This window comes from Promicromonospora sp. Populi (assembly GCF_041081105.1).
Lineage (GTDB): Bacteria > Actinomycetota > Actinomycetes > Actinomycetales > Cellulomonadaceae > Promicromonospora.
Genome location: NZ_CP163528.1, coordinates 2,051,023 through 2,063,717, shown reverse-complemented (window position 1 = coordinate 2,063,717; position 12,695 = coordinate 2,051,023). Strand labels below are relative to the sequence as shown.

At 71.2% G+C, this 12,695-nt stretch carries 12 protein-coding genes and 1 tRNA gene; 6 read left to right on the top strand and 7 right to left on the bottom strand.

Features of this window, described 5'->3' with window-relative positions; all coding sequences use genetic code 11:
• Positions 1-43: 43 nt before the first annotated feature.
• Entirely contained in the window at positions 44-736 is a 693-nt protein-coding gene (locus tag AB1046_RS09355; RefSeq protein WP_369374596.1) for a hypothetical protein, read from the top strand.
• Between the two features lie 91 nt (positions 737-827).
• On the opposite strand, the gene aceE is transcribed toward AB1046_RS09355, so the two are convergent.
• Positions 828-3,596 carry a pyruvate dehydrogenase (acetyl-transferring), homodimeric type gene (gene aceE, locus AB1046_RS09350; protein WP_369374595.1) on the bottom strand — a complete coding sequence of 923 codons (2,769 nt, stop codon included), beginning with the start codon at positions 3,594-3,596 and terminating at the stop codon, positions 828-830.
• A 446-nt stretch (positions 3,597-4,042) separates the two neighbouring features.
• Between aceE and AB1046_RS09345 the strand changes: the two genes are divergently transcribed.
• The 3 genes from AB1046_RS09345 to AB1046_RS09335 all read left to right on the top strand — a co-directional run bounded on the left by AB1046_RS09345 (position 4,043) and on the right by AB1046_RS09335 (position 5,052).
• Entirely contained in the window at positions 4,043-4,450 is a 408-nt protein-coding gene (locus AB1046_RS09345; protein ID WP_369374594.1) for a DUF3052 domain-containing protein, read from the top strand.
• An 8-nt stretch (positions 4,451-4,458) separates the two neighbouring features.
• On the top strand, positions 4,459-4,914 hold the full coding sequence (locus AB1046_RS09340; RefSeq protein ID WP_369374593.1) for a peroxiredoxin: 456 nt from the start codon (positions 4,459-4,461) through the stop codon (positions 4,912-4,914).
• 64 nt (positions 4,915-4,978) lie between these two features.
• Positions 4,979-5,052, top strand: a tRNA-Val gene (locus AB1046_RS09335).
• 80 nt (positions 5,053-5,132) lie between these two features.
• On the opposite strand, the gene AB1046_RS09330 is transcribed toward AB1046_RS09335, so the two are convergent.
• Genes AB1046_RS09330 through AB1046_RS09315 form a run of 4 tightly spaced genes read right to left on the bottom strand, consistent with a single transcriptional unit; the run spans position 5,133 to position 8,796 of the window.
• Complete coding sequence (locus AB1046_RS09330) at positions 5,133-5,585, bottom strand: universal stress protein (protein ID WP_369374592.1); 453 nt, start codon at positions 5,583-5,585, stop codon at positions 5,133-5,135.
• Positions 5,582-7,186: a tripartite tricarboxylate transporter permease gene (locus AB1046_RS09325; protein ID WP_369374591.1), complete on the bottom strand. Its 1,605-nt coding sequence runs from the start codon at positions 7,184-7,186 to the stop codon at positions 5,582-5,584. Before AB1046_RS09325 ends, AB1046_RS09330 begins: the two co-directional genes overlap by 4 nt.
• A 12-nt stretch (positions 7,187-7,198) precedes the next feature.
• A complete protein-coding gene (locus AB1046_RS09320) occupies positions 7,199-7,735 on the bottom strand; it encodes a tripartite tricarboxylate transporter TctB family protein (protein ID WP_369374589.1) in 537 nt (178 codons plus the stop codon).
• Positions 7,732-8,796, bottom strand: coding sequence for a Bug family tripartite tricarboxylate transporter substrate binding protein (locus tag AB1046_RS09315; protein WP_369374588.1), 1,065 nt, complete (start codon positions 8,794-8,796; stop codon positions 7,732-7,734). Before AB1046_RS09315 ends, AB1046_RS09320 begins: the two co-directional genes overlap by 4 nt.
• A gap of 131 nt (positions 8,797-8,927) precedes the next feature.
• Between AB1046_RS09315 and AB1046_RS09310 the strand changes: the two genes are divergently transcribed.
• On the top strand, positions 8,928-10,649 hold the full coding sequence (locus AB1046_RS09310; protein WP_369374587.1) for a sensor histidine kinase: 1,722 nt from the start codon (positions 8,928-8,930) through the stop codon (positions 10,647-10,649).
• A complete protein-coding gene (locus AB1046_RS09305) occupies positions 10,646-11,335 on the top strand; it encodes a response regulator (RefSeq protein ID WP_369374586.1) in 690 nt (229 codons plus the stop codon). Before AB1046_RS09310 ends, AB1046_RS09305 begins: the two co-directional genes overlap by 4 nt.
• Before the next feature lie 38 nt (positions 11,336-11,373).
• Here AB1046_RS09305 and AB1046_RS09300 read toward each other — a convergent pair whose 3' ends face one another.
• Together AB1046_RS09300 and AB1046_RS09295 are read right to left on the bottom strand one after the other, a co-directional pair.
• Positions 11,374-12,207, bottom strand: coding sequence for a cation-transporting ATPase (locus AB1046_RS09300; RefSeq protein ID WP_369374584.1), 834 nt, complete (start codon positions 12,205-12,207; stop codon positions 11,374-11,376).
• Positions 12,208-12,303: 96 nt separating this feature from the next.
• Positions 12,304-12,654, bottom strand: a complete 351-nt coding sequence (locus AB1046_RS09295; RefSeq protein ID WP_369374582.1) for a TraR/DksA family transcriptional regulator — start codon at positions 12,652-12,654, stop codon at positions 12,304-12,306.
• Positions 12,655-12,695 lie beyond the last annotated feature (41 nt).

Genomic DNA, 12,695 nt, shown 5'->3' with positions numbered 1-12,695 from the left:
GTGACCCCAGTGCGCGCCGGAGGAAAACTGTAGGGTCGAGGGCATGGCCCTGATGCATCGGCTCCGCCGCCTCATCCGTCGGCCCCTGTCTGCGTCCACGGTCGGTGCTCGCCGTCCGTCGCCGTCGGCGCCCCGACGTGGGGACGCGGGGCACGAGGACGCGCTGCGCGCACAGCTGACCGACGATCCCAACAACGAGGAGGCGTTCGCTGCCCTGGCGGAGATCGTCCGCCGTCGGGCTGCAGAGGACCCGACGCTGGAGGACCCGCTGCGGGACTCCGACGAGATCCCCGAGTCGAAGCAGCAGGACGCCGACAACGCGGTCTGGGCGCTCGCCGAGGAGCTGGCCGGGCACCCGCGCGGCTGGTACCCCCTGATCGAGCTCGGCCGGCTGTCGCTGGCCGACGACCCGGAGGGCGCCGTCCGGCGGTTCATCACCGCTGCCGAGCGGGATCCCGACGGTCGTGCGCTGGCCGAGGGCCTCGCCATCCTGCGCGGGGCGGGGATGCCCGTGGAGGCCCTGGGCCTCGGCGTGGGGCACTGGCGGGTGCGGGAGCACGCGCCGATCGTCGGCAAGCACCTGGTGCTGGCCGCGCTGGAGGCGAACCGTGTGTTCGAGGCGAGGCAGCACCTGCGAGCGCTGGAGCTGCACCCGGACACAAAGGCGGTCAAGCCGCTGCTGGTCGAGCTGGAGAAGGCGATAGAGGCGGCCGAGCAGGCTCCGCCGCGCGCCTGACGGCTCGCGCCGCGAAGCGTGCTGTACCCAGCGATCGGGCCCGAAACTCGTGTGAGTTTCGGGCCCGATCGCTGGCTAGAAGCGCACTAGCTCAACTGTCGCCGCCTGTGTTGCCCGACGTGCCGGCGTTGACGTCCAGCAGGCGGTACTTCTCGACCGCCTTGGCGACGACGTCGGCCGGCACCTCGCCGCGGCGGGCGAGGACCTGCAGCGTCCGGACCACCATCGACGGGCCGTCGATCAGGAAGTAGCGCCGTGCGGCGGCGCGGGTGTCGGAGAAGCCGAAGCCGTCCGCACCGAGCACCGCGTAGTCGCCGGGTACCCACGCGCGGATCTGGTCGGGCACGAGGTGGTCGTAGTCGCTGGTGGCGACGAACGGCCCCTGGGCGCCGGACAGCTTCTCGGTGAGGTACGGCGTGCGCGGCGGCGCCGTCGGGTCGACGAGGGAGTCGTGCTCCGCGGCGAGGGCGTCGCGGCGCAGCTCGTTCCAGCTGGTCACGGACCACACGTCGGCCGAGACGCCCCAGTCCTCCTTGAGGAGCTGCTGCGCCTCGAGCGCCCACGGCACACCCACGCCGGAGGCGAGGAGCTGGGCCTTGGGGCCGTCGTCGTCCGAGGTGCCGACCGAGATGCGGTGGATGCCGCGCTTGATGCCCTCGACGTCGACGTCGTCCGGCTCAGCCGGCTGCACCATCGGCTCGTTGTACACCGTGATGTAGTACATGACGTCCTGCGGCCGGCCGTCGGGCGTGAGCCCGTTCTCGGCAGGGCCGTACATGCGCTCGATACCGTCGCGCATGATGTGCCGGATCTCGTACCCGAAGGCCGGGTCGTACTGCACGACGGCGGTGTTGGTGCCCGCGATGAGCGGGCTGTGCCCGTCGGCGTGCTGCAGGCCCTCACCCGTCAGCGTGGTGCGGCCGGCGGTGGCGCCGATGATGAAGCCGCGCGTGAGCTGGTCGCCGGCGGCCCAGAACTGGTCGCCGGTGCGCTGGAAGCCGAACATCGAGTAGAAGATGTAGACCGGGATCATCGGCTCGCCGTGCGTGGCGTACGACGTGCCCACCGACTGGAACGCGGCGGCGGAACCGGCCTCGTTGATGCCGGTGTGCATGATCTGGCCCTGCTCGGACTCCTTGTAGCTCAGCATGAGCTCGCGGTCCACGGCCAGGTAGTTCTGCCCGAGCGTGTTGAAGATCTTGGCGCTCGGGAAGATCGAGTCGAGGCCGAAGGTGCGGGCCTCGTCCGGGATGATCGGCACGATCCGGTTGCCGAAGTCCTTCACCTTGAAGAGGTCCTTGAGCAGCCGCACGAACGCCATGGTCGTGGCGATCTGCTGCGTGCCGGAACCCTTCTTCAGCAGCTCGTAAGACTTGTCCTCCGGCAGCGGCAGCGTCTTGGTACCGGGGCGGCGCTCCGGCACGAACCCGCCGAGCTGACGGCGGCGCTCCAGCATGTACTGGACCTCCGGCGAGTCGGCACCGGGGTGGTAGTACGGCGGCAGGTACGGGTCGGCGTCGAGCTCGGCGTCCGAGATCGGGATGCGGAGCGAGTCGCGCAGCGTCTTGAGGTCGGCGCCCTTGAGCTTCTTCATCTGGTGCGTCGAGTTGCGGCCGGCGAAGCCGGAGCCCAGGCCGTAGCCCTTGACGGTGTGCGCCAGGATGATCGTCGGCTGGCCGGTGTGCGCGCGCGCCGCGGAGTACGCCGCGTAGAGCTTGCGGTAGTCGTGCCCGCCGCGCTTCATGTTCCAGATGTCGTCGTCGGTCATGTTCTCGACGAGGGCCTTGGTACGCGGGTCGCGCCCGAAGAAGTGCTCGCGGATGAACGCGCCGGACTCCGCGCGGTAGGTCTGGTAGTCACCGTCGGGGGTGATGTTCATCAGGTTGACCAGCGCGCGGTCCTTGTCGGCGTTGAGCAGGGCGTCCCACTCGCGGCCCCACACGACCTTGATGACGTTCCAGCCGGCGCCCTTGAACTGGGCCTCCAGCTCCTGGATGATCTTGCCGTTTCCGCGCACCGGCCCGTCGAGGCGCTGCAGGTTGCAGTTCACGACGAACGTCAGGTTGTCCAGCTGCTGCTGAGCGGCGTGCTGGATCATGCCGCGGCTCTCCGGCTCGTCCATCTCGCCGTCGCCCAGGAACGCCCAGACGTCCTGCTGGCTCGTGTCCTTGATCCCGCGGTTGTGCAGGTACTTGTTGGTCCAGGCCTGGTAGATCGCCGACGCCGGGCCTAGGCCCATGCTGACGGTCGGGAACTCCCAGAAGTCCTGCATCAGGCGCGGGTGCGGGTAGGACGGCAGGCCGCCGCCCGCGTGCGACTTCTCCTGGCGGAACCCGTCGAGCTGGTCCGCAGTCAGGCGGCCCTCGAGGTAGGCCCGGGCGTAGACGCCGGGGGAGGCGTGGCCCTGGAAGTAGATCTGGTCGCCGCCGCCGGGGTGGTCCTTGCCCCGGAAGAAATGGTTCAGGCCCACCTCGTAGAGCGTCGCCACGGACGCGTACGAGGAGATGTGGCCGCCGACGCCGAGGCCCTCACGCTGCGCGCGGGTCACCATGACCGCGGCGTTCCAGCGGATCCACGAGCGGTAGCGCCGCTCCATGGCCTCGTCACCCGGGAAGTACGGCTCCTCGTGTATCCCGATGGAGTTCACGTAGGGCGTCGCCATCGACGCGGGAATGCTCACATTCCGCTCGCGCGCGCGCCGCAGCAGGTTGAGCATGACGTACCGGGCGCGGGGTCCGCCCTTGTCGTCGATCAGCCCGTCGAAGGACTCGACCCATTCCGCGGTCTCGGCCGGGTCGATGTCGGGTACGGCGCTGAGCAGACCGTTGATCAGCGGTCCGGTCTCGTCAAACGAAGCCACCAGCAACCTCTCTCGGTGTCGCGCGGCGTGGTCGCGGTTCGCGCTCCTCGCCGCCTCGTCAGAACCCGTCGCGTCGGCGGTTGCGTCGCCTGGGGTTGCGACTGTGCACGCCCACGCACAGGTGGTCCTAGACATTCTGTCCCCTCACAGCGTGCGCTCACACCATAGGGCGGTCAAGAGTGCGTGATCTGCGTTACGTCTGTGGAGGTTCGCGGCACAATTGATACGCGGTATCGCAATGCTGAGACTCAGTGCATGACCTGTGCGTTGCCGACGTCTCATCGATTCATCAAAAAGGCACCACACGACCTGGTTGCGAGGCATGGCAGGGGTGCGTGCACTACCTTTGGCGACGGAGGGCCCGAAGCAGGGCCGACAGAGCACGCATACGACTCATGCATACGACCCGGCATCAGTGCCGGACAGAGAGAGGGACGATCAACCAAGTGAGCACGGACACCCAGGGCGCGGGGCGCCTCGGTTTCGAGGCCGGCCAGGTGGTGCAGGAGTTCGGCTGGGGAGACGACGTCGACGATGCACTGCGGGCCGACATCGAAAAGATCATCGGCAGCGAGCTCGAGGACGAGGACTACGGCGACGTGTCCGATGGTGTCGTCCTCTGGTGGCGGGAGGGCGACGGAGACCTCACCGATGCAATGGTCGATGTACTGACCGTCCTGGACGACGGCGGCCTCATCTGGATCTTCACGCCCAAGCCCGGCCGCGACGGCGAGGTGGGCCACGGCGACATCCAGGAGGCCGCCACCACCGCCGGCCTGCAGACCACCAGCACCTTCGCCATCGCGGAGGACTGGTCGGCAACTCGGCTCGGCTATCGGGGCCGCGGTAAGTGACAGGGCTGGTGACGCTGGAGCCGGGTGATCCCGCACCCGACTTCACGCTCCCCGACACGCACGGGACCCCGACGACGTTGTCGGACCTGCGTGGCGCGCCGGTGCTCGTGGTCTTCGTCCCGTTCGCGTTCTCGGGTACGTGCACCAGCGAGCTGTGTGAGCTGCGCGACAACATCGAGGACTTCGAGACGGCCGGCGTGCGACTGCTGGTGATCTCGACCGACGCCGTCTTCACGCTCAAGGCCTGGCAGGCGGCCGAGGGCTACCAGTTCGACCTGCTGTCCGACTTCTGGCCGCACGGCGCGGTCGCGCGTGACTACGGCGTGTTCGACGAGGGTTCGGGGATCGCGCTGCGTGGGACGTTCCTGATCGACGCTGACGGGATCATCCGCTGGTGCGTCGTCAACCCGCGCGGCCAGGCGCGCAGTCTCGAGGACTACCGGTTGGCGGTAGCGGAGGTCTGACGCCGGCCGCGTCCGAAAACCAGGCACGATTCTGGTGCGGGCCAGGTATTGTGGTCCGCTGCCGGGGCTTATAGCTCAGTTGGTTAGAGCGCCACGTTTACACCGTGGATGTCGGGGGTTCGAGTCCCTCTGGGCCCACCTATGGATGACGCGGGACATCGTTGACCGATGTCCCGCGTCATCTCCTTGTACCTGCTGCTGTATGTCCGCTGTGCCGCTCAGGCGGGCCGCGACCCGGGCTTGACGGCGAGCACGGGGCACTCGGCCGTCAGGAGGATCCGCTGCGCCACGGAGCCCATGAGCAGCTTGCCCACCGGGCTGCGGTGCCGCAGCCCCACGACGACGAGTCGCGCGGAGAGCTCGTCGGCGACGTCGAGCACCTGGTCCGCGATGTCCCGGCCGATCTCCTGCCGAACGACGTGCGGCAGGCCGGTAGCCCGGAGCCGCTCCGCGAGGTCGGCGAGGCCGGTGGGTGCCGCGAACCGTTCGTCCACGAGGGCGTCGCCGCGCGTGCCGTTGACCACCGCGATGCCCCGCCCGCCCTCGCGGGCCCAGGCGATGCCGTGCTCGAGGGAGGCTTCGCCGAACTCGTCGGGGGTCCACGCCACGACCACCCAGCCGTCGGCAGTGCTCTGGCCCTGCCCGGCGTCGTGCTGTGCGTCGTTCGTCACCGCTGGTCCCCTTCCGTCTTGACGGCGGCGCCGTCGTCCGCTGCGTCGGCGTCCCCTGCCACGTCTGGGTCGGTGGCCTCGGCCTCGATCCGCGACTCCGTCCGCGCCCGCCACCGCGAAAGCAGCGGTCGGGTCACCAGCACCAGGATGAGCACCACGTAGATGGCGATCGCCAGCGGCTCGCTCCACAGGATGGCGGGCTCGCCGCCGGAGATGGTGAGCGCCTCGCGCAGCTTGGTCTCCATGAGCGGGCCCAGGATGACGCCGAGGATGAGCGGCAGCACCGGCAGCCCGAACCGCCGCATCGCGAGGCCGAGCAGGCCGAACACGAGCAGCAGGCCGATGTCGAACGGGTCGAGGTTCGTCGCGTAGGCGCCGAGGCTGGCGAAGAAGATGATGCCGGCGTACAGCTGGGGGCGCGGGATGCGCAGCAGCCGGGCCCACAGCGGCGCCAGCGGCAGGTTGAGCACGAGCAGCAGGACGTTGGCGATCAGCAGGCTCGCCAGCAGGGTCCACACCAGGTCGGCGTGCTCGGTCATGAGCTGCGGGCCGGGCTGGATGCCGTAGCCCTGCAGCGCGGACAACATCACCGACGCCGTCGCCGTGACGGGCAGGCCGAGCGCGAGCATCGGCACGAGCATGCCCGCGGCCGACGCGTTGTTCGCCGCCTCCGGCCCGGCCACACCCTCGATGGCGCCCTTGCCGAACTCGTCCTTGCCGCGGCCCTTGACGCTGGCGCGCTTCGCCAGCTTGCGCTCGGTGATGTACGACAGGAACGTGGGCAGCTCGGCGCCGCCGGCCGGCAGCGCGCCGAACGGGAACCCGAACGCGGTGCCGCGCAGCCACGGGCGCCACGAGCGACGCAGGTCCTCGCGGCCCAGCCACGGTTGCCCGACCGGCACTACCCGCACGGGCTTGCGACGCAGGTGCGCCGCGACCCACAGCGCCTCGCCGAGGGCAAAGATGCCGACGGCCACCACCACGATGTCGAGGCGGTCCACGAGCTGGGCGACGCCGAACGTGAGGCGTGGTTGCCCGGTGTTGAGGTCCAGGCCCACGAGGCCGACCGTCAGGCCGACCAGCAGGGCGAGCAGGCCGCGCAGCGGGCTCGCGCCCAGCACGGTCGCGGTCATGACCAGTGCCAGCACCATGAGCGCGAAGTACGACGGGGCGCCGATCTGGACGGCGACGTCGGCCAGCGCGGGCGCGAACAACGCGACCAGGAGGGTGCCGATCGTGCCGGCGACGAACGACCCGACGGCGGCGGTCGCCAGCGCCTGCGCGCCCCGCCCGACCCGGGCCATGAGGTTGCCCTCGAGCGCCGTCATCACGGATGCCGACTCGCCGGGCGTGTTGAGCAGGATCGACGTCGTCGACCCGCCGTACATGCCGCCGTAGTACAGCCCGGCGAACATGATGAACGCCTGCGTGGGTTCGAGCCCGAACGTCACGGGCAGCAGCAGGGCGATCGCCATCGCCGGCCCGATACCGGGCAGGACGCCGACGAACGTGCCGAGCAGCACGCCGATCGCGGCGTACAGGAGGTTCATGGGGGTGAGGGCGGCGCCGAGGCCGTCCCACAGCAGTCCTAGGTTCTCCATCAGGTCACCGCCTCACAGGATTCCGTCGAGGATGCCGGGAGTGAGCGGGATGCCCAGCCCGACCACGAAGCCGTACCAGCTGCCCACGGCGAGCACGAGGCCCACCAGGATGTCGCGGATCAGCGTGCGGCTGCCGAGCGACCACGCCGCGCCGGCGAAGAGGATCGCGCCGGAGATCGCCCAGCCGAGCCAGGAGACGGTGGCGATGGTCAGCAGGAGGACGCCGATCAGCTTCAGCACCGTGGGCCAGTCGGCGGGCGTCGTGACATCGACGTCCTCGCCGGCTTCCGGCTCGGGGCGCGAGCCGCGCGCCGTCGCCACGGCCAGCAGCACGCTCGTGACGACGAGCGCCGCGCCGATGGCGAACGGGAAGACGCGCGGACCCACGGGGTCGGCGAACCCGACCTCCAGGGTCGTGGCGTCGTACACGGTGTACGCGCCGACGAGCAGCAGCACGGCAGCCAGCCCGTATTGGGCGGCGTCGACGCGCGGGGCCTGGGCTTCTTCGCCCGCGGCCGCCGCGTCGGGGGTTTTCGCTTCTGTGCTCACAGCAGGTTCAGCTCCCTCAGGGTGGCGGACACCCGTTCGTCCTGCTCACGCAGGAACTGCTCGAAGTCGTCGCCCGTGATGAAGGCGTCGGTCCAGCCGTTGTCGGCCAGGGCCTGCTCCCACTCGGGCGAGTCGTGCATCTCGGTGAGGTACTCGATGAGCTCGCCGCGACGCTCCTCGCTGATGCCGGGCGGGGCGACGACGCCGCGCCAGTTGGTGAAGACGAGGTCGATGCCGGACTCGGTGAGGGTCGGGACGTCAGCCAAGGCGTCCCCGGTCACACGCTCCTCGCCGGAGACGGCGAGCACCCGCAGCTCGCCGGCCGCGATCTGCCCCTCGAACTCGGCGAGCCCGGAGAACCCCACCTGGATCTTGTTCCCCAGCAGGGCACTGGTCAGGGGGCCGCCGCCGTCGTAGGACACGTACCGCACGTCCACCGGCTCGACGCCGACCGTCTCGGCGAGCTGCATGGGGAACAGGTGGTCGGGGCCGCCGGGCGACGAGCCGCCGCCCACCACCACCGATCCCGGGTCCTCCTGCCACGCCGCCACGAGGTCGTCGATCGTCTGGAACGGGGAGTCGGCAGGCACGAGCACACCCTCCTGCTCCTCGATGAGCTGGGCGAGCGGGGTTGCGTCGTGCGGGCGGGCGTCCACACCGAACGAGTACGTGGACCCGACCACGCCGAGGCCCAGCGTCATCATGAGCTGCTCGTTGCCCGCCTCGCCCATGAGCCGCGACATCGCTACCGAGCCCCCAGCACCCAGGATGTTCGTCACCTGGATGTCGCCGCCGGTGATGTTGTCGCGGTCCAGGACGCCGACGGCCGCGCGGCCGGTCTGGTCGTAACCGCCGCCGGGGCTGTTCGGGATCCACATGTCGAGGTCCGCGGAGTCGTCGCCGCGTGTGACGCCGCACCCGGCGGCCACCGCAACCAGGGCTGCGGCGAGCGTGGCGGCGAGGGCCACACGAGCGCCCCGACGGGGGCCGGTACTGCCGGGGCGCCCGGGTTCCAAGGGCGCGGACGGACGGCTCGGGGGGCCGGATGTCGTCGACGACATCGGTTCCTCCTCAACTGGTTCGGTGCTGCGGGGCGGCTCTGCCCTGGTGCCAGCGTCACAGACGCCCGCCGGGCGCGTCATCATTGGGTAACCAAAGGAGGTTGTGGAACTTGCGGTCACGCGGTCCAACTATGCGCCCCACCCGCCACCTCACGCTCGGCGGGCAGGTGCTGGCGCTCCAGCTCGCCGTGCTGCTTGTAGTCGTCGCCGCGGCCGCGGTCGTCTTCCTGGGGCAGGCCGACGCCGCTTTCCGCGCCGACCGTGCCGACCGGCTCGAGGTGGCGGCCGAGGGCCTGGCCGGCATCCCGGCCGTGCAGGCGAGCCTCTCCGAGGCGGCACCCGACACCCTGGCCCTCGTGTTCTACCTCCAGTCCCGCGCGGCGTACGTCGACGCGCGCAACGCCTACCTCACCGACCTCGACGGGCGCATCCTGGTCGCCACCGACCCGACGCGCACGGGGGAGCAGCTCGACCTGCCCGACGACGCCGCCACGCGCGCCGGCAGCGGCGACATCGCGGACGTCGCGGGCAGGTCGATCGCGGCCTGGGTACCCGTCTACGGCACCAGCGAGCCAGTGCCCGAGCCGAGCGCCCCGCAGCCGGTGGCCGTCGTCGTACTGGCCGACCCGTACCCGCCGCTGGCCGAGCGGCTCTCCAGCGCCGGCGGCGACGTGCTCGTGGTGCTCGGCATCGGCACCGCGCTCGCGGCCGCCGGATCCTGGCTGCTCGCCCGCCTGGTCAAGCGCCGCACCCGCGGCCTGGAGCCGGCCCAGATCGCGGCGCTCGCGGACCACCGGGAGGGGGTGCTGCGGTCGATCCGCGAGGGCGTGGTCGTCGTGGGCGACGACGGCCGGGTGAGCCTGGTGAGCGACAGCGCTCACGAGCTGCTGGGCCTGCCCGCCGACGCCCCCGACCCCACCGGCCGCCGGCTGGAGGACCTGGGGCTCGACCCCGCCGTCCTCGACCTGCTGCGCGGCACGGACGAGGTGCACGACGCCGTGCTCGTCGCGGGAGTCACGGTGCTGGTGCTCAACCGCCGCCGGGTGCTGCACGACGGCCGCCCGGCCGGCACGGTGACCACGCTGCGCGACCGTACCGAGCTGTTGGCGCTGCAGAGCGAGCTGCACGCGCGCGAGAGCGTCACCGAGACGCTGCGCGCGCAGACCCACGAGTTCAGCAACCAGCTGCACACCGTCTCCGGGCTCATCGAGCTGGGGGAGTACGACGAGGTGGGCCGGTTCGTAGACCGGCTCACGCGGCGGCGTGCGGACCTCAGCGACGTCGTCACGGCGCGGGTCGCCGACCCGGCGGTAGCGGCGCTGCTCATCGCCAAGGCGACCCTCGCGGACGAGCGGCACGTGGAGCTTGTCGTCGACCCGGGCAGCTCGCTGCCGCGCCTCGACCCGGACCTGTCCGCCGACGTCGGCACCGTGCTCGGCAACCTGGTCGACAACGCGGTCGACGCGGCGGCGTCTTCTGCCGGGTCTGTGGCTGGGTCTGCTGCCGGGTCGGCAGCGTCCGACGATGGCGGTGTCCGCCCGGCGCGGGTGCGGGTGCGGCTCGCGGTCTCCGGGGTGCGGCACGACGTCGTCGTCGAGGTCGCCGACAGCGGCCCCGGGGTGGCGCCCGAGCAGGTGGACACGATCTTCCGGCGCGGCTGGAGCACCAAGCCCGCTGGGGCGGCCGGCCGCGGCGTCGGGCTCGCCCTAGTGCACGTGCTGACGCAGCACCGCGGGGGCGGCATCGAGGTGCGAGATGATGAGTCGCTGGGCGGCGCGGCGTTCACCGCCAGGCTGCCGCAGGCGATCGTGGTGGACGAGATCATGACGGACGAGGAGGTCCGACCGCAGTGAGCGTGGACGTACTCGTGGTGGACGACGACTTCATGGTCGCCTCGATCCACCGACGCTTCGTGGAGCGGGTGCCGGGGTTTCGCGTGGTCGGCGAGGCTCACACCGGCGCCGACGCGCTCGCCGCCGTCGACCGGCTGCGACCCGACCTGGTGCTGCTGGACGTGCACCTGCCCGACGTGAGCGGCATCGAGGTGCTGCGCCGGCTACGGGCGGCGGGGCATGACGTCGGCGTCGTCATCATCACCGCGGCCAGGGAGGCCGACACCGTCCGCGCCGCCGCCGCAGGCGGAGCGGCGCACTATCTGGTCAAACCGTTCGCGTCGGAGGACCTGGCCGCGCGGCTGGCGGAGTTCCTCCGCACGCGGCAGGCCCTCGCCGGTCTGGGTGGCGCCGACGCCGACCAGGAGGACGTCCAGGCCGACATCGACGCAGTCTTCGCGCGGTCACCGCAGGGCGCACCGCGCGCCCCGCTGCCCAAGGGGCTCAGCCCGGAGACGGCCGACGCCGTGCTGGCCGCGCTCGCGCACGGCGGCGAGGTCAGCGCCACCGAGTGCGCGGACGCCATCGGCGTCAGCCGGGTGAGCGCGCGCCGCTACCTGGAGCACTTCGCGACGACGGGCCGCGCCGCCGTGCGCCTGAACTACGGCACGGCGGGGCGGCCCGAGAGGCGCTACCGGCTCAGCTGACCTTGCTCGCTCAATCGCCCTGCTCAGAACCGGCCTGGTCAGAACAGGTCGCGCGGGTCGAATCCCTGGGCGAGGTCGGAGAGCGACTGGCCTGCTCCGGAGACCTGGTCCCCGAGCCCGGAGACGGCACCCTCGGCCGAACCTGCAAGATCCTCGACGCCCGCGGTGGCCTCGCCGAGAGCGCCGGTGCCGAGGTCACCGACCGAGGATGTGAGCCCTTCGACGTCGACGCCCGACGCGAGCGACTCGAAGTCGACCCCGAGGTTCGCCGCGTTCTCCAGGAGCGGGCCGGCCACGCTGCTCACCACGGCGCCGGCCGCGACCGCGCCCAGGATGCCCACCGCGCCGACGGCAACTCCGGCGATGGCTCCGCCCGTGCCCACCTTGGCGAGCATCGACCGCATGGTGCCCGGCTGGCGGGCCTCCGTGCGTGCCGCTGCCCGGGACAGGTCGGCGACGTCGGCCGAGCGGGGCTGCTCGTGCGGCGGCAGCTCCGACTGCATACGGTGCAACACCGCCTCGCGCTGCGCCGGCGTCAGCCGCGCGAACGACTCGGCGTGGATCTGCTCGATCTGCTGCGGCTCGGCGGTCTGCATGAGGTAGTCGTAGCGGGCGATGGCCTGCCGGTCGGCATCAGTGGACGCCGGGGCGGCCGGCCGGCCTTGCGCCGGGTACCCATGCGATGCGGGCGCATGGCTCGGTGCCTGCGTGGCCTGGTTGCGCCCGCCCACCGCGGCGGCGACGTCCTGAAGCGTGGACTGCCAGGACCTCTGGCCCGTTGAACCGCCCTGCGGCGTCCCTTGCTGTTGCTGCCCGGTCTGGGAGTCGAGCACCTTCTTGGCGAGGCCGATCATGTTGGAGAGCTTGGACATGCGGTCCGTTCCTTCCGTCGGTCTGGCGGACCACACTTCCAGGCCAGCATGAGAAGTTTGTGAGAGGGGGATGAGAGCGCCCGCCAGCGGCCGAAGCTAGCCGGCGGCGGCGCAGCCGATGCAGGTACGGGCCGTGGGCCGGGCCAGCAGGCGGTCACGTGCGATTGCTTGTCCACAGCGCTCGCAGTAGCCGTAGTTGCCGGCAGCTATCCGCGCGAGCGCTGCGTTTACATCGGCCAGGTGGTTTCTGGCCGCAGCGAGCAGCGTGCTCGCCTGTGAGCGCTCGAAGGCGATCGTCGACCCTTCGGGGTCGTGCTCGTCGTCGGCCGTGGTGAGCTGCGATGCCTCCACCATCGAGGCGATGTTGCCGGAGAGAGAGGAGATCAGGTCGGCCGTGCGCTCGCGATCGGCGATCAGCAGCCCGCGGATCTCACTGATCGGAGCCACTCTCCCGCCGCCTTCCTCATGAGCATCGGGCAGGTTGCCTC

Coding starts and splice junctions, on each gene's coding strand:
- AB1046_RS09355 (WP_369374596.1), top strand. CDS start 44: ATGGCCCTGATGCATCGGCTCCGCCGCCTCATCCGTCGGCCCCTGTCT.
- AB1046_RS09325 (WP_369374591.1), bottom strand. CDS start 7,186: ATGGAGAACCTAGGACTGCTGTGGGACGGCCTCGGCGCCGCCCTCACC.
- AB1046_RS09315 (WP_369374588.1), bottom strand. CDS start 8,796: ATGTCGTCGACGACATCCGGCCCCCCGAGCCGTCCGTCCGCGCCCTTG.
- AB1046_RS09310 (WP_369374587.1), top strand. CDS start 8,928: ATGCGCCCCACCCGCCACCTCACGCTCGGCGGGCAGGTGCTGGCGCTC.
- AB1046_RS09300 (WP_369374584.1), bottom strand. CDS start 12,207: ATGTCCAAGCTCTCCAACATGATCGGCCTCGCCAAGAAGGTGCTCGAC.